The organism is Pseudomonas sp. KH_050 (assembly GCF_057838875.1).
Map to the genome: position 1 here is coordinate 5,309,322 of NZ_CM174478.1, position 19,546 is coordinate 5,328,867.

Below are 19,546 nucleotides of genomic sequence, written 5' to 3' on the forward strand. Positions count from 1 at the left end.
ATGATTGTTCTCAGGGATTCAATTCACGTACCGGGCGCACCTCGACACTGCCGACCCGGGCCGCCGGGATATTGCCGGCGACCTGGATGGCTTCATTGAGGTCCTTGGCATCGATCAGATAAAACCCGGCCAGTTGCTCCTTGGTTTCAGCGAAGGGGCCATCGGTGATCGACAGCTTGCCGTTGCGCATGCGCACTGTGGTTGCGGTCTGCACCGACTCCAGCGCCTCGGCGGCGAGCATCCGGCCACTGCCCTGAACCGACTCGGCATAGGCCATACACTCAGCGTCCTTCGGGCTCTCGGGCAGGCTGTGCAGCAGTTGTTCGTCGCTGTAGACCAGGCATAGGTATTTCATGAAGTTCTCCGTCATCAAGCTGATCAACTATGGCTGCTGATTCACGGTTTGGCGAAAAACCCGACGATCAGGGTTGCAGGTCGAACAGCACCGTACCGCTCAGCATGTCGAACGGTGCCGACCAGTGCTCATGCACCACCAACCATTGGCCGTTGATGCGCTGGTAACCGGCGGTCACCCGCATCCAGCAGGCTTTGGTTTCGCCTTTTTCATCGGTTCCGCCGCAATGGGCCAGCCAGTGGGCAAACGCGATATCGGCAGCGGGCACGACGTGCAGTTGGTGAAACTCGAAAATGCCCGGGCCGGGGCAGACTTTCATGCACTCTACCCAGTGGGCGCGGTAGGCCTCTTTGCCCTTGAATTGCAGCGCAGTCACGGCGTCGAACGAGGTGATGTCGTCCGCGTAAAAGCTGACGATTTTCTCGATATCCTTGTCGATCACGGCTTGTTGCCAGGTTTCGATCAAGGCGCGAATTTCAGTTTCGGTGTTGAAAGTGCTCATGATGGTTCTCCTTGCGATTGAGTTGCAGAGGGTCATCGAGTCGCCTGATTGGCGAGGTGTAAATCGTGAAGACACCCATAGTCGTATGACCAAAACTGAAATCGACAGATTCGATCGATTGCCACAAAAATATTTTTGTCTGCCGCAAACTCGATAGAATCTGCCTCTCGCATTCGCCGGAAAACGGACACCGCCAGTGACTACTCAACTTGTGCCCTACGAAAGCCTGAATCCGGTTCAGCGCCGACAAGTCGAGGCCATCGAAATCCACCCGCAGCAAAGGGAATTCTCCGGCGATATCCATGGCGCCTTGCACGCCCTGCTGTCTAACGCCAACCCCGGCGTCAAAGGCTTTGCCCTGCTGTCGCAAGAGGTTCCGGTAGCCTTCCTGCTGCTCAAACGTCCGCCGTGTCTTCCCCATTGGGCCGATAAAGATACTGCCACCCTACACGCCCTGCAGGTCGACCACCGCGTCCAGGGCAAAGGCTATGGCAAAGCCTGCCTCCAAGCCTTGCCACAAGTCGCTCGCCAAGCCTGGCCGGAGATCAACGGCTTGATGCTCTCGGTGGACGCCCACAACGAAGCGGCCGTCAACTTGTACCTCAAGCTCGGATGGGTCGATTCCGGCGAAGCCTACAAGGGCCGGATCGGCTATGAACGCAGGCTGGCGCTGGCGTTCTGAAGAGCTATTTCGACCTGACACGAATAGCTTCGGCGCAAGGAAGATCGCCAGGATCGCAGCCTCCAGCAGCTCCTACGCGCCGAAAAATGCATACCTGTGCCAATCATTCTGTCTTCCCTTACAAACTCAACTCCATTTCATGCCAGGCCATCCCGCCATGATCAGAGTCTGAAGCCTTGAGGTAGATGAAATCGAACTGTTCATAAAACGCTACATGTCGTTCCTTGCACATCAGGTGGATGCTCGCCTTGCTCAGGCCTCGCATGCGTTTGATGAACTCGCTCATCAATAACTTCGCTACCCCCTGCCCTTGATAATCCGGATGCACCACCACCGACATGATCACCACATGCGGGCCGTCCGGATCGTGGCCGATCAGTTCCTTGAAGGCTTCATCAGCCATTTCCACCTGCCAGGCGGCACCGGAGTTGATAAAGCCTGCGACCACACCCTCGATTTCAGCCACGATGAACCCTTGAGGCCAGGTGGCGATGCGCGTGGCGATTTTCTCTCGGGTCGCGGCTTCGTCACCTTCGTAGGCAACGGATTCGATGGCGAAACAGCGGTCCAGATCAGCGGGTGTGACCTGGCGGATAACAGCGTTTGATAATTTCATAGAAGACAACAGTTACCTTGTAAGGCGAAAACGATAGGCGCAACGGCCGGTTTTGTGGGCTTTTCTTGCCGGCCGCGACCGCCTGCAAAGCGGATCAGCCCTCCTTGAGCGGCAGCCAGATCTCCAGAGTCCCTTCTTCTGTCTGCGGATTGAAGTCCGCGCTGTAACGCTCGAACTCCGGCGCATCCGCGGCTTCATGGGCAGAATTGGGCAACCAGGTTTTCCAGATGTATTGAAAGGTCTGGGGCAAGGTATCCAACGGGCCTTTGTGCTCGAACACCGCATAGTATTGTGGCTGTACTTCAATCCAGCGGTACTGCTCGGGCAAGTCATCGAGCTTGCTGATTTCGACTCCGGCAATGTATTCAAAACCGCCTTTTCCGTCCGGGTTACAGCAGATGCCGTAGGTCACGTCACCCTTTTGGCCCGGGACTTTGCCGATATGCGGAATGAATGCTTCCCAAAGCTTTGGGATGCCCTGGGTTGTCTCGATAGTAAAGCGCCCGCCAAGCCCCGCGATCAGCAGAAAATGTCCATGTTCAAAACGTGGTTCAGGCCGATCGGCATTTTTTTGCTCGTCCATGAAAGCAACCTCGATAGGTGAAAGTGGGTTCGGCTGGGAGTATAGAAGCCGACTCAAATTTCCCCAGTCAAAGACCTGGAAGTTCAACGACAGCTGCCGATCCGATAAACTCGTGATAACCGGATACGATCACGTAGACTGCGAAATAACAGAAGATCGCTGCAGATGCCATATAGGAATACCGTAGCAGCTTGTCGCCCATCAACTTGCCACCGTGGGTGGCGGCCAGGCATAAACCGATCACCCAGACCAATCCGGCACAGAAGAACCCTGCCAGAAATAGCGCGGAACTGAGCAGGCTGCCACCGCCCGAACGGGCAATGAGCGTCCCGCCTACCGCGGCGAACCAGAGGATGGCGCTCGGCGATGACATCGCCAGGAAGATCCCGCGGAAAAACTCCCGGCGATGGGAGCCGCTGCTGACCTCACCTGCTTCGACCAGTGTCGCTTGATGATAGATCGCCGAATAAATCATCTTCGCGGCGAAGTACAACAACAGTGCCGAGCCGCCGATCCACAGCACCCAGCGCACCGCCGAGTACTGCAACAGAACGGTCATGCCGGCCAACGCCAGCAGCGCGTAGATCAAATCACCGACACAGGTCCCCAGCCCCAGGGCAAAACCCTGGAAGTAACCACGTTGCATGGCGAGGGTGATCATCGCGATATTGGCCACGCCGATATCCAGGCACAAAGAGAGGCTCAGCAAGAAGCCACTGGTAAATTCCATCGTTCATTCCATCGAATGGGGTGAATTGTCGGCGGGTATCAAACACAGTTTTTAAAAGACTTTTTAACGCAGCTTTTTTAACCCGAAACGGGCGCAGGGCGTTTCGCAGAACAATGCGCCGATGGTAAATGTGCCGAAAGTTGGCGCAAACGGCCATCGAAATATTTGAATACATGCGCTGGACAACCTGCCATCCCTGCCCTTATCGTGCGCTGCAGGCCACCGCAGTGGCCGACGTCGCTCGGACGGTTCCGGGCGCTTACGTACCAGAGGCAACAATGGCTGACCAAGGTTCGCCGCGCCGCTTTGCGCGCATAGATCGACTCCCCCCTTACGTATTCAACATCACTGCCGAGCTGAAGATGGCCGCCCGTCGTCGTGGCGAAGACATCATCGACTTCAGCATGGGCAACCCCGACGGTCCGACGCCGCCGCATATCGTCGAAAAACTCGTCACTGTTGCCCAGCGTGAAGACACCCACGGTTATTCCACGTCCAAGGGCATTCCGCGCCTGCGTCGGGCGATTTCCAATTGGTACAAGGATCGCTACGAGGTCGACATCGACCCGGAAAGCGAAGCCATTGTCACCATCGGCTCCAAGGAAGGCCTGGCACACCTGATGCTCGCCACCCTCGACCAGGGCGACACAGTGCTGGTGCCGAACCCCAGCTACCCGATCCACATTTATGGTGCGGTGATTGCCGGCGCCCAGGTGCGCTCGGTGCCTCTGATCCCTGGCGTGGACTTCTTCGCCGAACTGGAACGGGCGATTCGCGGCTCGATCCCGAAACCGAAGATGATGATCCTCGGCTTCCCGTCCAACCCCACAGCGCAGTGCGTGGAGCTGGACTTCTTCGAGCGGGTCATTGCCTTGGCCAAGCAATACGACGTGCTGGTGGTCCACGACCTGGCCTACGCCGACATCGTCTTCGACGGCTATAAAGCCCCGTCGATCATGCAGGTGCCGGGCGCCAAGGACATCGCGGTAGAGTTTTTCACCCTGTCCAAGAGCTACAACATGGCGGGCTGGCGCATTGGTTTCATGGTCGGTAATGCCGAACTGGTCAGCGCCCTGGCGCGGATCAAGAGTTACCACGACTACGGCACGTTCACCCCGCTGCAGGTCGCGGCCATTGCGGCGCTGGAAGGTGATCAGCAGTGCGTGAAAGACATCGCCGAGCAATACCGGCAGCGGCGCAACGTGCTGGTCAAAGGCCTGCATGAACTGGGCTGGATGGTCGAGAATCCAAAGGCTGCAATGTACGTCTGGGCCAAGATCCCGCAAGCCTATGCACACCTCGGCTCGCTGGAATTCGCCAAGAAAATGCTGGCGGAGGCCAAGGTCTGTGTGTCGCCGGGAGTGGGGTTTGGTGAATACGGTGACGACCATGTGCGCTTTGCCCTGATCGAAAACCAGGACCGGATTCGCCAGGCAGTGCGCGGGATTCGCGGGATGTTCAGGGCGGATGGTTTGGTAGCGAAAACCGGCGTCTAGCGCAAACCCGCCAGATTACCGGCCACAAAAAAACCGCAGCGATGCGGTTTTTTTGTGGGTGGTACGAGCGGGTACCCCGATCCCCTGTGGCGAGGGGGCTTGCCCCCTCGCCACAGCTTTTTAGATCACCAGCGACAGCAGCAGGATGAAGATCAAGGCAACGACGGAGAGGATGGTTTCCATCGCGGTCCAGGTCTTGAAGGTTTCGGCGACGGTCATGTTGAAGTACTGCTTGACCAGCCAGAAGCCCGCATCGTTGACGTGAGACAGAACCAACGAACCTGCGCCCGTTGCCAGCACCAGCAATTCAAGATTGACCCCCGGAACCATTCCCACCACCGGCACCACAATGCCCGCACCGGTAATGGTTGCCACGGTCGCCGAACCAGTGGCAATACGAATCACCGCCGCTACCAGCCACGCCAGCAAAATCGGCGAGATCTGCGCATTGACCGCCATATGGCCGATCACATCGCCCACACCGCTGGTCACCAGCATCTGCTTGAAGCCACCGCCAGCACCGATGATCAGGATGATCGCGGCCGTTGGCGCAAGGCTGGAGTCGAGCAGTTTGAGCATTGTCTTCGAATCAAAACCGCGTCTGTAGCCAAAGGTGTACAGCGACAGCAGCAAGGCCAGCAGCAAGGCAGCGATCGGGTGACCGATCATGTCCATCCAGTTGCGCACGCCGTTACCTTCAGGCAACACCACATCGGCGAAAGTCTTGAGCAGCATCAGGAACACCGGCAACAGCACGGTGATCAGGGTGATGCTGAAGCTTGGCAGCGTGGAGGCTTCCGGCTCATGGGCCAGTTGATCCACCAACTCCTGATTCGGATGACCCGGAATGTATTTGGCGATGAACGTACCAAACAAGGGACCGGCAATGATGGCAGTCGGCAGCGCGACGATCAGGCCGTAGAGAATGGTTTTGCCAATGTCGGCACCGAATATGCCGATGGCCAGCAACGGACCCGGGTGTGGCGGAACAAGACCGTGAACCGCAGACAGACCGGCGAGCAGCGGGATACCGATTTTGATCAGCGACACGCCGGTACGTTTGGCGACGATGAACACCAGCGGAATCAGCAGCACGAAGCCGATTTCGAAGAACAACGGAATGCCGACCAGAAACGCCGCAAACATCATTGCCCATTGCACGCGCTCTTTGCCGAACGCCTGGATCAGGGTGCGGGCGATCTGATCCGCCCCGCCTGATTCGGCCATCATTTTGCCGAGCATGGTGCCTAACGCCAGGATGATGCCGACGAACCCGAGAACGCCGCCAAAGCCGTCCTGGAAGGCCTTGATGATCTTGTCCACTGGCATGCCAGAGGTCAGCCCGAGGAAACCGGCAGCAATGATCAACGCAATGAACGGGTGCATCTTGAATCGGGTGATCAACACGATCAGACCGATGATGGTGACCACTGCATCGACTAGCAGATAGGTCTCTTGGGACATGCCAAACATAGGGGGTGTCTCCTGCTTGTTGTTTTTATTAAAGTCGGTTTGAACCGTCTGCTAATGGGACAGCGCTATCTCTATGGAGCAAAACTTACACCTCAGGTTCCAGACCATGTTCGAGCCACCAGACATTGGCCAGCTCGGCAAGACGTTCAACACTGTGAGAAGACGCGTCGAGAGCCAGGGTCAGGGGCTCGCCGACGGGCGACTCGAGGGTGGCGAACTGACTTTCGATCAGTGTCGAAGGCATGAAATGCCCCGGACGATGGGCGACGCGCTCGGCGGCGACCTCGGGAGTCAGCTGAAGAAATACGAAACCCAACCCCGGCAAGGCGCGGCGAAGGCGTTCACGGTAGATAAGTTTGAGAGCCGAGCAGGTCAGCACCGGACGTCGGCCACTGGCATCGACGCGGCGCAACTCATCGCACAGGCTATCGAGCCATCCGGCACGGTCGTCGTCGTTCAAGGGAATGCCCGCGCTCATCTTTTCGATATTGGCGGCAGGGTGAAAAGTATCGCCTTCAATGGGGGTAGCGCCGCTGAGCTCGCACAGGGCCTCGCTCACGCAGGTTTTGCCGCAGCCGGCGACGCCCATGATGACCAGGGCGGTGATGGGTTGATTCATGTAACACCTCAGCACGAAGACAGCGCTACCTTTGCGAAATAAAGCTCTAGTGCAAAAATAGATTCTGCCGACGCCTTCTTGTCATTTTTATGGGTTGCAGCGCGTTCTGTTTCGATGCTGAAAAGTGGGATCAGGCACGCCACACTCAAGCATTTGCAGCGGCATCGAGACAGCGCTACCTTAGTGCCTTGAATATTGTTTGGCAAGCCGTCCGATGACCTCCTCTAAAAACGATAAAAATACCCGCACTACGGGACGCCCTACCCTCAATGAAGTCGCGCGCCTGGCCGGTGTCAGTCCGATCACCGCTTCCCGGGCCCTGCGCGGCATCAGCAGCGTGGCCACCGAACTGGTGGAAAAAGTCCAGCAGGCAGCCCTCGAGCTGAACTACGTGGTCAACCCCGCAGCCCGCGCCCTGGCTTCGGCTCAGAGTCATTCGGTGGTGGTTTTGGTGCCGTCGCTGTCCAACCTGCTGTTCATCGAAACCCTCGAAGCCATTCACACGGTGCTGCGCCCCAAAGGCTTCGAAGTGCTGATCGGCAACTATCACTATTCGCGCGATGAAGAAGAAAACCTGCTGCGCAATTATCTGGCCTATCAGCCTCGCGGTTTGCTGCTGACCGGTTTCGACCGTACCGAAAGCGCCCGACGGATGGTCGAGCTTAGCAACATTCCTTGCGTCTACATGATGGACCTGGACCCCGGTGCCGGGCTTAACTGCGTCGGCTTCTCGCAATTGAGCGCTGGCGAGACCGCGGCCGAGCATTTGATCTCACGCGGTCGCAGGCGCCTGGCCTACGTCGGCGCGCAACTCGACCAGCGCACCTTGTTGCGTGGCGAAGGCTTTCGCCGGGCCCTGCAAAAAGCCGGCTTGTATGATCCGGACCTTGAACTCCTGACCCCGCGTCCTTCGTCGGTCGGTCTGGGCGGCGAATTGTTTCTGCAACTGATGACCAGCCATCCGCAGGTCGACGCGATCTTCTTCGGTAACGACGACCTGGCCCAGGGCGCGCTGCTCGAAGCCATGCGCTGCGGAATCAAAATCCCCCAGCAGGTGGCGGTCCTCGGTTTCAACGACCTGCCCGCCTCGGCCCATATGGTGCCGCGCTTGAGCAGCATCAGCACCCCGCGAGAAGCCATTGGCCGCCGCGCCGCCGAGCAGATGCTGACGTTGATGGCTGGCAACACCGTTGCCAAACCGGTGCAGGACATGGGCTTTGAGTTGATGGTGCGCGAGAGTACTTAAGCTAATTTGCCGGCTTCGGCGTTGGCTGATCCAGCTGGAGCAAAAGTCAGATCAAAAGATCGCAGGCTGCGCCAGCTCCTACGGGGGAAGGTTATTTATTCAGAAGTGAAAGCGGAGCCCGAATGACGGGCTCCGTTAAAGTCGACTCAGTGACCGAACACGCCGACTTTCTTGGCTTTTTTGTCCGCGCGTTTTTCATCGGCGGTTTTCGATGGTTTTTTCTTTGCCGCTTTCTTTGAATCCATGCCTTTGGCCATGATGCACGCTCCACTCATACGGGATGTAAGATGAGGTATAACACCTATTGCGCAGCAGAGTTTTGTTTCCGCGATTTATAATTTTTTGCTGTTCACCGCCCTTCATAGAAATTCACTCAAACCATGCCAGAGCTTCATTTCAGCCCGCTTGCCGAGCCGCTACGCCCCCTGCTGAACAAGTTCTATCGCCAGCACAATTCGCCGATGCGCGCGGCCAGCAAGGGGGAGCCATGGGTAGCCAAACGGCTGGAGATCATTGCCGGCCTGTGCCTGACACCGGTTGCCGAGGGGCAGTGGCTGACCGGGTTGTTTGTCGATCCGGCCTGCCGAGGCCAAAGGATTGCCACGCAACTGGTAGAGCATGCTCTTGCGCCTGTCGACGGGCCGGTCTGGCTGTTTTGCCATCCGGACCTGCAAGGGTTTTACGAGAGTTGGGGATTTGCCAGCGACCCACGATTGCCCCAGTCGCTGGCAGACCGTCTGGCTCGCTACGCTCGCAGCAAACCCATGATTGCCATGGGCATAGAACCGCCGATTCGGTCGACCTCGGAAAATAGGTGATTGAGCGGTGAATGTTAAAGATCGCAGCCTGCGGCAGCTCCTACGGACCGAATAATCGACTCACTCGCCCGCGGCAGGATCCAGATTCGGGAACATCACCTCGATAAAACCGAACTTGCTGAAGTCGCTGATCCGCGACGGGTACAACCGGCCGATCAGGTGATCGCATTCGTGTTGTACAACGCGGGCATGGAAGCCTGAAGCGATGCGCACGATCGGCTCACCCTTGGGGTCGAACCCTTCGTAGCGAATCTGCTGATAGCGCTCTACTGCGCCACGCATGCCGGGCACCGACAGACAACCTTCAAAGTCCTCTTCCAGGAGTGGTCCCAACGGTGTGATCAGTGGGTTGATCAGGATGGTCTGCGGTACTGCTTCCGCGTCCGGATAGCGCTCACTGTGCTCGAAACCGAAGATCACCAGTTGCAGGTCAACGCCCACCTGCGGTGCCGCCAGGCCAACGCCGCCCACATGTTCCATGGTCTGGAACATGTCATCGATCAACTGCCAGAGTTCCGGGCTGTCGAACATCTCGGCCGGCACCGGCGGGGCAATGCGTAGCAGGCGTTCGTCGCCCATTTTCAGAATTTCACGGATCATGTTCAGGCTTCGTCAGTGGTCGGTTTGAGCGAGTGGTCCCGTCCCAATCCCGAAACGTGGAGTTTTTCGTCGTCCCCGAAGTCTTTCTCGCCAGGATGCTTGCCATGGGTCGACATGTGCTCGATCACCGCGTTCATTTCCGCGCCGAGCAGCAACACCGCCGCAGAAATATAGAAGTACAACAACAGCACGATGATCGCGCCGATACTGCCATACATGGCGTTGTAATCAGCAAAGGTTTTCACGTAATAGCCAAAGCCCAGGGACGCGATGATCCATACCACCACCGCCAGCACCGAGCCCGGCGTGATAAAGCGGAACTCCTGCTTCACGTCGGGTGTGACGTAATAGATCAATGCCACCGCGACCATCAGCAACACCACGATCAATGGCCAGCGCACCAGGGTCCAGACGGTGACGATAAACTCCTCCATGCCGATCTGCCCCGCCAGCCAGCCCATCACTTGCGGCCCCAGGACCATCAGCGCCGCGGCGACCAGCAGCATCCCGGCGATGCCGATGGTGTAGATAATCGACAGCGGAAAGCGTTTCCACATCGGTCGCCCTTCGACCACATCGTACGCCGCGTTCATCGCGCTCATCATCAGCCGCACACCGGCCGAAGCGGTCCATAGTGCAATCACGATACCCACCGAAAGCAGCCCGCCCTTGGATTGCTGCAGCTGGTCGATCACCGGGTTCACTTGCTCGAGGGCCTGGGGTGGCAGTACCAGTTCCGATTGCAGACGCAGCCAGGAGAAAAAGTCCGGCAGGTGCAGGAAGCCGATCAGGGCGATCAGAAACAACAGGAACGGAAATAGCGAGAACAGCATCTGATAGGCAAGCGCCGAGGCATAGGTCGACATTTCGTCGTCGACGAACTCGGTGACTGTGCGTGTCAGGACGCGGTGCAGCGGCAAGCCTTTCAGATCCGGAAAAAACATAAGTCTTCTTTCGCCGCAAATGGGTTGAAGTCGATGGCGACTCAGGGGCCGTTTTGTACATCAAAAGTAGCTCAGTTGACCGCGTTGAAACAATTTCGATTCATTGTTAACTGTAACTGATATGAAAACGGCCATCCGCGGATGGCCGTTCTGCTGCAATCAAGCCGTCCACGTCAGGCTTTATCGATGGTTTTCTTGATCGCATCCTTGGCCTTGCCGATGGCTTGCTGGGTTTCGCCTTTGTTTTCCTGGATCTTGCCTTCAGTGCGCAGTTTTTCGTTGTCGGTGGCTTTGCCTACGCCTTGTTTGATGTTGCCGACCGCTTCGTTGGCCATGCCTTTCACTTTATCGCCAGTACTGCCCATGATAGTTCTCCTGCAAAGGTTCAAGGGGTAATAGACGCTACGTAAGGGTTGACCCGGGGCCTTTGCGCGGAGTTTCATTTATTTTCACGGGGTCATTTCATCGCCACGCGCAGGTTTGACTTTATGTTTATTCATCAACCCATGAGAATGCGCGACGTATTCAGGCCGTGTCGCTGAAGATCCAACCCGTAGGAATGTTATGAAACTCAATAAAACGCAGGCCATTGCCCGCAGAAACCAGGAACTCGGCGGCGCTGTGCTGGGCGTCAACAACTGCCACTTCACCGAACTGAACCGTAACAAGAATATCTGGTGGTTCGATATTCCCGTCAGCCGCCTGGCCATCGGTCAATACGAGTGGATTCACTTGTTGCTACACACCCCGAGCACCGATCAGCTGTTGCACCTGAAAGTGCCGACGGTGTTCCTGCGCGAGAAGATGGAAGGCCTGGTGGTACGCAACCAAGGCAAACGCAAGCCAACCGTAAGCCTGGAACTGAGCGCTGACAAGGACGCGTTCCTTGAAGACGTGCGCCCAGCCGGTACTGGCGTGAATTTCGCGAAATTTTTGCTGTAACCCGCGAAGTTTCCAGCGCAATAAAGACCACCGAAGAATCCGGAATCCGACAAGAATTCCGGATTTTTTATGCCTGTCACACTCGATCCGGAGACTGTTCCGAACGGACACAGGTGTAAGGCCGGCAGAAAAACCCTCGAAACAAGTTTACTTCCCTGCTTTTTTGCCGATTTTCGGTGAATACGGCACACTACCGGGCCCGAGCAACTGCTCGGTTTTTTTAACTAACGCAGAAGCCGTATGACCCGCTCCCCGTTCCGCCGTCTGGTATTTGGCACCTTGCGCCGACTGTTGTACCTCTGGGTTCGCTCGGAGACGATCAATCAGTCGTCCTTCACCCTCAACCTTGACCGCAGTCGTCCGGTGTTCTACGTCCTGCAAAGCCCTTCGCTGACCGATCTGGCGGTGCTCGACACCGAGTGCAGCAAGGCCGGCCTGCCACGCCCGGTGTTGCCGGTATCGGTAGGCAATTTGCTGGAGCCGGCAGCGTTTTTTTACCTGACGCCAGAGCCCGACTGGCTTGGCCGTCAGGACAAACGCGGGGCACCGCCAACCCTGACGCGACTGGTCAGTGCCTTGAGCCAGAACGCCGCTGAAGACGCCCAGATCATCCCGGTCAGCGTGTTCTGGGGCCAATCCCCGGACAGCGAGTCGAGTCCGTGGAAACTGCTGTTCGCCGACAGCTGGGCCGTCACCGGACGTCTGCGCCGACTACTGAGCATCATGATTCTGGGGCGCAAGACTCGCGTGCAGTTCTCAGCGCCCATTCATTTGCGCGAACTGATCGAACACAACAAAGGCCACGAACGCACCGTTCGCATGGCCCAGCGGATTCTGCGGGTGCATTTCCGTAACCTGAAAGCAGCGGTGATCGGCCCCGACATTTCCCACCGACGCAATCTGGTCAAGGGCCTGCTGAATCAGCCACTGGTCAAGCAAGCGATTCTCGAGGAAGCCGAACGCGAGAACATCTCCGCGGAAAAAGCCAAGGCCCAGGCGCTGCGCTATGGCAATGAAATCGCCTCGGACTACACCTTCACCGCGATCCGCTTTCTGGAAGTGGTGCTGAGCTGGTTCTGGAACAAGATCTACGACGGGATCAAGGTCAACCATATCGAAAGCGTACAAGCCGTCGCCCAGGGTCACGAAGTGATCTATGTGCCGTGCCATCGCAGCCATATCGACTATCTATTGCTGTCCTACCTGCTGTTCCGCAACGGTCTGACCCCGCCGCACATCGCCGCCGGGATCAACCTGAACATGCCGGTGATCGGCAGCCTGTTGCGCCGTGGCGGAGCGTTTTTCATGCGCCGCACCTTCAAGGGCAACCCGCTCTACACCTCGGTGTTCAACGAATACCTGCACACCCTGTTCACCAAAGGCTTCCCGGTGGAGTATTTCGTCGAAGGCGGGCGCTCGCGCACCGGGCGCATGCTGCAACCCAAGACCGGAATGCTCGCCATTACCCTGCGCAGCTTCCTGCGCTCATCGCGGATGCCGATCGTCTTCATCCCGGTTTACATCGGTTACGAGCGCGTCCTCGAAGGCCGGACCTACCTCGGCGAGCTGCGCGGAGCGACCAAGAAGAAAGAATCGATCTTCGACATCTTCAAGGTCGTCGGTGCCCTCAAACAGCGCTTCGGCCAGGTTGCGGTGAACTTTGGCGAACCGATCAAACTGGCTGAATTCCTCGACAGTGAGCAGCCAGGCTGGCGCTCCCAGGAACTCGGCCCACAATTTCGTCCAGCGTGGCTGAATGAAACCACCCATCGCCTCGGCGAACGAGTAGCCCGGCACTTGAACGAGGCCGCGGCGATCAACCCGGTCAACCTGGTAGCACTGGCCTTGCTCTCCACCAGCCGCCTGGCTCTGGATGATCGCGCCATGGCACGGGTGCTGGATCTGTACCTGGCGTTATTGCGCCGGGTGCCCTACTCACCCAATACCACTCTGCCGGAAGGTGATGGCCGCGCGCTGATCGAGCACGTCAAAGACATGGACCTGCTTTCCGAGCAGAGCGATGCCTTGGGCAAGATCCTCTATCTGGACGAGCAGAACGCCGTCCTGATGACCTACTACCGCAACAACGTGCTGCACATCTTCGCCCTGCCGGCGCTGCTGGCGAGCTTCTTCCAGAGCAGTTCGCGCATGAGCCGCGAGCAGATACTGCGCTACACCCGCGCGCTGTATCCGTACCTGCAATCGGAACTGTTTATCCGCTGGTCACTGGATGAGCTGGATGCGGTGGTCGATCAGTGGCTGGAAGCCTTCGTCGAGCAAGGCCTGCTGCGCTTCGAGAAAGAGGTGTACCTGCGCCCGGCACCGAGTTCACGGCATTTCGTCCTGCTGACCTTGCTGTCCAGGAGCATTGCGCAAACCCTGCAACGCTTCTACATGGCCATCTCGCTGCTGCTCAACAGCGGCCAGAACAGCATCAGCGCCGAAGAACTGGAAGACCTGTGCACCGTCATGGCCCAACGCTTGTCGATCCTGCATGGCCTGAACGCACCGGAATTCTTCGACAAGAGCCTGTTCCGCCACTTCATTCAAACCTTGCTGGATCTCGATGTGCTGCGGCGCGACGAAGCCGGCAAGCTGAGTTATCACGAACTGCTCGGTGAACTGGCCGAGGGCGCGGCCAAGCGCGTTTTGCCGGCGGAAATCCGCTTGTCGATCCGCCAGGTCGCGCTGCATCGCAGCGAAGATGCGGCCGACCAGGTCGAAGCTCCGCAGCAAACCGACTAGATTATCTCAGGCGCCAGTCTTTTCTGGCGCCATCGATACGGAGATCCCGGATGAAAAAACTCTCTTTAGTTGTCCTCACTGCCCTGCTCAGTGCGTGCCAAACCATGCAACCCGCGGCAAAAACCGCTCTCGACGGTGAGGTTTTCTACCTGCAACGCATCGCCCTGCCGCCGAACGCGACCCTGAGCGTCAGCCTGCAGGATGTTTCCCTCGCCGACGCCCCTGCGGTGGTGCTGGACGAACAGAGCGGCCTGGTCAAAGGCCAGGTGCCTCTGCCCTTTCACCTCAGTTACGACCCGGCCCACGTCAAACCCGGTCATCGTTACTCGGTCAGCGCGCGGATCGAAGTGGATGGCAAGTTGATGTTCATTTCCACTGAACATCACGCCGTACAACTCGACGGCAAGGATCCGCAGCCATTGAAAATTCGCGTCGATGCGGTACGTTGACTCCCTCTTTGATTAAGGAAGCTGCCATGCTCCGTCCCTCCCTTCGCTTCGCCGGCCTGTGCGCAGGCTTGTTGATATCCGCCAGTGCGCTGGCCTTGTCCCTGAACGATCTGTCGCAGACAGATGCCACCGGTGGGCTCAAGGATGCGCTGACCCAAGGTGCACAAGTCGCCGTCAAGCAACTGGGGACTCCCGGCGGTTTCAGCAACAACCCGGAAGTAAAGATTGGATTACCGGGCCAACTGGGCAAGGTTGCCAAGAAAATGAAGCAGTTCGGCATGGGTGCCCAAGTCGATGAGCTGGAAGCCAGCATGAACAAAGCCGCAGAAGCGGCGGTTCCACAAGCCCAGGCGCTGCTGGTGGATGCGGTGAAGAAGATGAGCGTTGACGATGCCAAGGCCATTCTCAAAGGCGGCAAGGATTCAGCCACGCAGTACCTGAGCACAACCAGCCGCGAGCAGATCCGCGTCAAGTTCCTGCCGATCGTCAAACAAGCCACCGACCAGGTCGGTCTGGCCAAGCAGTACAACGCCTTCGCCGGCCAGGCGGCGTCCCTCGGCGTACTGGACGCGAAAAGCGCCAATATCGAAGGTTACGTGACCGAGCAGGCGCTCAACGGCCTGTTCGAAATGATCGCCAAGCAGGAAGAAACCATTCGCCAGAACCCGGCGGCAGCAGCCACCAGCCTGGCGAAGAAGGTGTTTGGGACGTTGTAAGAAACGAAGATCAAAAGATCGCCGAAATTTTACGGATGTACAGGATCGGCGTAGGAGCTGGCGAAGCCTGCGATCTTTTCAGTGGACAACGCATGCGCAGAGATACCGCAAGATCAATAGATCGCAGCCTGCGGCAGCTCCTACACGGGGCGGCGTACACCCAGGAGATTACGGGTGTACGGGATCGGCGTAGGAGCTGGCGAAGCCTGCGATCTTTTCAGCGGACAACGCATGCGCAGAGATACCGCAAGATCAAAAGATCGCAGCCTGCGGCAGCGCCTACACGGGGTGGCGTACACCCAGGAGATTACGGGTGTACGGGATCGGCGTAGGAGCTGGCGAAGCCTGCGATCTTTTCAGCGGACAACGCATGCGCAGAGATACCGCAAGATCAAAAGATCGCGGCCTGCGGCAGCGCCTACACAGGGCGGCGTACACCCAGGAGATGACGGATGTACGGGATCGGCGTAGGAGCTGGCGAAGCCTGCGATCTTTTCAGCGGACAACGCATACGCAGAGATACCGCAAGATCAAAAGATCGCAGCCTGCGGCAGCGCCTACACGGGGCGGCGTACACCCAGGAGATTACGGGTGTACGGGATCAGCGTAGGAGCTGGCGAAGCCTGCGATCTTTTCAGCGGACAACGCATACGCAGAGATACCGCAAGATCAAAAGATTGCAGCCTGTGGCAGCGCCTACACGGGGCGGCGTACACCCAGGAGATTACGGGTGTACGGGATCGGCGTAGGAGCTGGCGAAGCCTGCGATCTTTTCAGCGGACAACGCATGCGCAGAGATACCGCAAGATCAAAAGATCGCGGCCTGCGGCAGCGCCTACACGGGGCGGCGTACACCCAGGAGATTACGGGTGTACGGGATCGGCGTTGGCGCTGGCGAAGCCTGCGATCTTTTCAGTGGACAACGCATACCCGCAGGTCCGGCAAAAATTGATCAGGCCTGCTCTTTCTTCACCCTGAACCACGCCGCATACAGCGCCGGCAGGAACAGCAGGGTCAGCGCCGTCGCGACAATCAGCCCGCCCATGATCGCCACCGCCATCGGCCCGAAGAACACGCTGCGTGACAGCGGGATCATCGCCAGGACGGCGGCCAGTGCGGTCAGTACGATGGGCCGGAAGCGTCGCACGGTGGCCTCGATGATCGCTTGCCAGGGTTTCAGCCCGGCGGCGATGTCCTGTTCGATCTGATCCACCAGGATCACCGAGTTGCGCATGATCATCCCCGACAGCGCAATGGTGCCGAGCATCGCCACGAAGCCGAACGGCTGGCGGAACACCATCAGGAACAAGGTGACGCCGATCAACCCCAGGGGCGCGGTGAGAAACACCATGATCGTGCGCGAGAAGCTGCGCAGTTGCAGCATCAACAACGTCAGTACGACGACGATGAACAACGGTACCCCGGCCTTGACCGAGTTCTGTCCACGAGCCGAGTCTTCGACGGTACCACCCACGTCCAGAAGGTAGCCGTCGGGCAATTGCGCGCGAATCGGCTCCAGGGTCGGCAGGATCTGCTGGACCAGGCTCGCCGGCTGTTCCTTGCCATAGATATCCGCACGCACCGTCACGTTCGGCAGGCGGTTGCGGTGCCAGATAATGCCTTCTTCGAAGCCATATTCCAGGGTCGCGATCTGCGACAAGGCCACACTTTTACCGTTGTCGGTCGGCACGGCGAGGCTCGGCAGCAAGGACAGCTCGGTGCGCTCATGCAAGGTGCCGCGCAGCAGGATTTCGATCAGCTCGTTGTCTTCGCGGTACTGGCTGACGCTTGCACCTGTGAGCGAGCTTTGCAGGAACCTCGACAGGTTCACGGTGCTCACGCCCAGTGCCCGGGCACGGTCCTGGTCGACATTCAAATAGACGACTTTGCTCGGTTCTTCCCAGTCCAGATGGACGTTGACCACGTGGGGATTCTCGCGCACCTTGGCCGCGACTTTGCGCGCCAGTGCCCGAACTTGTTCGATGTGCTCGCCGCTCACCCGGAACTGCACCGGATAGCCGACCGGCGGGCCGTTCTCGAGTCGAGTGACCCGCGAACGCAGCGCCGGGAATTGTTCGTTGAGGGTTTCGATCAGCCAGATACGCAGGCTTTCGCGATCCTCGATAGTTTTGGCCAGCACCACAAACTGCGCAAAGCTCGCCGCCGGCAGTTGCTGGTCCAGTGGCAGATAGAAACGCGGCGAACCGGTGCCGACATAGGCCACGTAGTTATCGATCCCGGCGTGGTCCTTGAGCAGCCCTTCCAGACGCTTGACCTGATCGGCGGTGTTGCTCAGCGAAGCACCTTCGGCCAGCTTGAGGTCAACCATCAATTCCAGGCGCCCGGAGGCCGGGAAGAACTGTTGCGGCACGAAGCGAAACAGCACCACCGAAGCCACGAACAGCACAATGGTCAGGCCGATGACGGTTTTGCGCCGGCGCACACACCACTCCACCAGACGCCGCACCCGTTGGTAGAACGGCGTGCCGTACGGGTCGGGTTGCCCATCACCGGTACCGTGTTTGGCGGCATGAATTTTCGCCAGATCCGGCAACAGTTTTTCACCCAGATACGGCACGAACACCACGGCGGCGATCCACGACGCCACCAACGCGATGGTCACCACCTGGAAAATCGACCGGGTGTATTCGCCGGTACCCGATTGCGCGGTGGCAATCGGCAGGAAGCCGGCGGCGGTGATCAAGGTCCCGGTGAGCATCGGGAACGCGGTGCTGCTCCAGGCATAGCTGGCAGCCTTGATCCGGTCGTAACCCTGCTCCATTTTGATCGCCATCATTTCCACGGCGATGATCGCGTCGTCCACCAGCAGGCCCAGCGCCAGCACCAGCGCCCCAAGGGAAATCTTGTGCAGGCCGATCCCCAGGTAATACATGCTGGCAAAGGTCATCGCCAACACCAGCGGAATCGCCAGCGCCACCACCATGCCGGTGCGGACTCCGAGGGAAAAGAAACTCACCAGCAAGACAATCGCCAGCGCTTCCACCAACACCCGGACGAATTCACCGACGCCGGTTTTGACCGCGGCCGGCTGATCGGAAACCTTGCGCAGCTCCATGCCGGCCGGGAGGTTTTTCTGGATCCGGGCGAACTCGACTTCCAGCGCCTTGCCCAATATCAGAATGTCGCCGCCTTCTTTCATCGCCACAGCGAGCCCGATGGCGTCCTCGCCCATAAAACGCATGCGCGGCGCCGGAGGATCGTTGAAACCGCGGTGCACGTCGGCGACATCGGAGATGCGGAACGTTCGATCGCCGACCCGGATCGGGAAGCCCTTGATCTCTTCGACAGTCTGAAAATTCCCCGAGACCCGCAGTTGCAGGCGTTCACCAGGTGTCTCGAAGAAGCCTGCGGTGGACACCGCGTTCTGCTCTTCCAGCGCTTGCTGGACTACGGCCAGTGGCAGCCCGAGAGTGGCCAGCTTGACGTTGGACAGCTCGATCCAGATCTTCTCGTCCTGCAGCCCCAGCAAGTCGACCTTGCCGATATCCTTGACCCGTTGCAGCTGAATCTGTACCCGGTCGGCGTAGTCCTTTAGCACCGCGTAGTCGAAACCGCTGCCGGTCAGCGCATAGATATTGCCGAAGGTGGTACCGAACTCATCGTTGAAAAACGGACCCTGGATGCCCGGCGGCAAGGTGTGACGGATATCGCTGATCTTCTTGCGGACCTGATACCACAGCTCGGGAATCTGCGCCGAATGCATCGAGTCCCGGGCCATGAAGGTTACCTGGGACTCACCGGGTCGGGAGAACGAGACAATCCGTTCGTACTCGCCGGTTTCCATCAGCTTCTTCTCGACGCGCTCGGTGACTTGCCGCGACATTTCCTCGGCGGTAGCCCCCGGCCAGATGGTGCGAATCACCATGGCCTTGAAGGTGAAAGGCGGGTCTTCGCTCTGCCCCAGCTTGGTGTAGGACAGCGCGCCGACTACGGCCAGCAACAGCATCAGGAACAGTACGATCTGGCGATTGCGCAACGCCCATTTGGAAAGATTGAAACCCATCGGGGA

The 19,546-nt window shown here is 58.5% G+C and carries 19 protein-coding genes; 8 read left to right on the forward strand and 11 right to left on the reverse strand.

The window, feature by feature from the left end:
* Nucleotides 1-10 precede the first annotated feature (10 nt).
* Nucleotides 11-355 carry a YciI family protein gene (locus tag AC3IUA_RS24365; RefSeq protein WP_489357415.1) on the reverse strand — a complete coding sequence of 115 codons (345 nt, stop codon included), beginning with the start codon at nucleotides 353-355 and terminating at the stop codon, nucleotides 11-13.
* A gap of 67 nt (nucleotides 356-422) precedes the next feature.
* Nucleotides 423-857: a YybH family protein gene (locus AC3IUA_RS24370; protein ID WP_489357416.1), complete on the reverse strand. Its 435-nt coding sequence runs from the start codon at nucleotides 855-857 to the stop codon at nucleotides 423-425.
* 196 nt (nucleotides 858-1,053) lie between these two features.
* On the opposite strand from AC3IUA_RS24370, the gene AC3IUA_RS24375 reads away from it, so the two are divergent.
* Nucleotides 1,054-1,539 (forward strand): GNAT family N-acetyltransferase, encoded by a 486-nt coding sequence (locus tag AC3IUA_RS24375; protein ID WP_489357417.1) that lies wholly within the window; start codon nucleotides 1,054-1,056, stop codon nucleotides 1,537-1,539.
* Nucleotides 1,540-1,657: 118 nt separating this feature from the next.
* Here AC3IUA_RS24375 and AC3IUA_RS24380 read toward each other — a convergent pair whose 3' ends face one another.
* The 3 genes from AC3IUA_RS24380 to AC3IUA_RS24390 form a co-directional block, all read right to left on the reverse strand.
* Entirely contained in the window at nucleotides 1,658-2,155 is a 498-nt protein-coding gene (locus AC3IUA_RS24380; protein WP_489357418.1) for a GNAT family N-acetyltransferase, read from the reverse strand.
* Between the two features lie 94 nt (nucleotides 2,156-2,249).
* Nucleotides 2,250-2,738 (reverse strand): GyrI-like domain-containing protein, encoded by a 489-nt coding sequence (locus AC3IUA_RS24385; protein WP_489362456.1) that lies wholly within the window; start codon nucleotides 2,736-2,738, stop codon nucleotides 2,250-2,252.
* A 67-nt stretch (nucleotides 2,739-2,805) separates the two neighbouring features.
* Nucleotides 2,806-3,468: a LysE family translocator gene (locus tag AC3IUA_RS24390; RefSeq protein WP_489357419.1), complete on the reverse strand. Its 663-nt coding sequence runs from the start codon at nucleotides 3,466-3,468 to the stop codon at nucleotides 2,806-2,808.
* Nucleotides 3,469-3,746: 278 nt separating this feature from the next.
* On the opposite strand from AC3IUA_RS24390, the gene alaC reads away from it, so the two are divergent.
* Nucleotides 3,747-4,964, forward strand: a complete 1,218-nt coding sequence (alaC, locus tag AC3IUA_RS24395) for an alanine transaminase (protein ID WP_489357420.1) — start codon at nucleotides 3,747-3,749, stop codon at nucleotides 4,962-4,964.
* Between the two features lie 120 nt (nucleotides 4,965-5,084).
* On the opposite strand, the gene AC3IUA_RS24400 is transcribed toward alaC, so the two are convergent.
* Together AC3IUA_RS24400 and AC3IUA_RS24405 are read right to left on the reverse strand one after the other, a co-directional pair.
* On the reverse strand, nucleotides 5,085-6,437 hold the full coding sequence (locus tag AC3IUA_RS24400; protein WP_489357421.1) for a GntP family permease: 1,353 nt from the start codon (nucleotides 6,435-6,437) through the stop codon (nucleotides 5,085-5,087).
* An 85-nt stretch (nucleotides 6,438-6,522) separates the two neighbouring features.
* Entirely contained in the window at nucleotides 6,523-7,056 is a 534-nt protein-coding gene (locus AC3IUA_RS24405) for a gluconokinase (RefSeq protein WP_489357422.1), read from the reverse strand.
* A 214-nt stretch (nucleotides 7,057-7,270) separates the two neighbouring features.
* Here AC3IUA_RS24405 and gntR point away from each other — a divergent pair, with 214 nt between their 5' ends.
* Both gntR and AC3IUA_RS24415 read left to right on the forward strand, forming a co-directional pair.
* On the forward strand, nucleotides 7,271-8,302 hold the full coding sequence (gene gntR, locus AC3IUA_RS24410; protein ID WP_489357423.1) for an HTH-type transcriptional regulator GntR: 1,032 nt from the start codon (nucleotides 7,271-7,273) through the stop codon (nucleotides 8,300-8,302).
* 380 nt (nucleotides 8,303-8,682) lie between these two features.
* Nucleotides 8,683-9,120: a GNAT family N-acetyltransferase gene (locus AC3IUA_RS24415; RefSeq protein ID WP_489357424.1), complete on the forward strand. Its 438-nt coding sequence runs from the start codon at nucleotides 8,683-8,685 to the stop codon at nucleotides 9,118-9,120.
* 60 nt (nucleotides 9,121-9,180) lie between these two features.
* On the opposite strand, the gene def is transcribed toward AC3IUA_RS24415, so the two are convergent.
* The 3 genes from def to AC3IUA_RS24430 form a co-directional block, all read right to left on the reverse strand.
* Nucleotides 9,181-9,720 carry a peptide deformylase gene (def, locus tag AC3IUA_RS24420; RefSeq protein WP_489357425.1) on the reverse strand — a complete coding sequence of 180 codons (540 nt, stop codon included), beginning with the start codon at nucleotides 9,718-9,720 and terminating at the stop codon, nucleotides 9,181-9,183.
* Between the two features lie 2 nt (nucleotides 9,721-9,722).
* On the reverse strand, nucleotides 9,723-10,664 hold the full coding sequence (locus tag AC3IUA_RS24425; RefSeq protein WP_489357426.1) for a YihY/virulence factor BrkB family protein: 942 nt from the start codon (nucleotides 10,662-10,664) through the stop codon (nucleotides 9,723-9,725).
* A gap of 173 nt (nucleotides 10,665-10,837) precedes the next feature.
* A complete protein-coding gene (locus tag AC3IUA_RS24430; protein WP_489357427.1) occupies nucleotides 10,838-11,029 on the reverse strand; it encodes a CsbD family protein in 192 nt (63 codons plus the stop codon).
* Nucleotides 11,030-11,228: 199 nt separating this feature from the next.
* On the opposite strand from AC3IUA_RS24430, the gene AC3IUA_RS24435 reads away from it, so the two are divergent.
* The 4 genes from AC3IUA_RS24435 (at nucleotide 11,229) to AC3IUA_RS24450 (ending at nucleotide 15,516) form a co-directional block, all read left to right on the forward strand.
* Nucleotides 11,229-11,606, forward strand: coding sequence for a hypothetical protein (locus AC3IUA_RS24435; RefSeq protein ID WP_489357429.1), 378 nt, complete (start codon nucleotides 11,229-11,231; stop codon nucleotides 11,604-11,606).
* A gap of 240 nt (nucleotides 11,607-11,846) precedes the next feature.
* Nucleotides 11,847-14,351: a glycerol-3-phosphate 1-O-acyltransferase PlsB gene (gene plsB / locus AC3IUA_RS24440; RefSeq protein ID WP_489357430.1), complete on the forward strand. Its 2,505-nt coding sequence runs from the start codon at nucleotides 11,847-11,849 to the stop codon at nucleotides 14,349-14,351.
* A gap of 50 nt (nucleotides 14,352-14,401) precedes the next feature.
* Nucleotides 14,402-14,800, forward strand: a complete 399-nt coding sequence (locus tag AC3IUA_RS24445; RefSeq protein ID WP_489357431.1) for a YbaY family lipoprotein — start codon at nucleotides 14,402-14,404, stop codon at nucleotides 14,798-14,800.
* A 26-nt stretch (nucleotides 14,801-14,826) separates the two neighbouring features.
* Entirely contained in the window at nucleotides 14,827-15,516 is a 690-nt protein-coding gene (locus AC3IUA_RS24450) for a DUF4197 domain-containing protein (protein ID WP_489357432.1), read from the forward strand.
* A 952-nt stretch (nucleotides 15,517-16,468) separates the two neighbouring features.
* Here AC3IUA_RS24450 and AC3IUA_RS24455 read toward each other — a convergent pair.
* The gene (locus tag AC3IUA_RS24455; protein ID WP_489357433.1) at nucleotides 16,469-19,540 is read right to left on the reverse strand and encodes an efflux RND transporter permease subunit; all 3,072 of its coding nucleotides are present in this window, start codon (nucleotides 19,538-19,540) and stop codon (nucleotides 16,469-16,471) included.
* Between the last annotated feature and the right edge of the window lie 6 nt (nucleotides 19,541-19,546).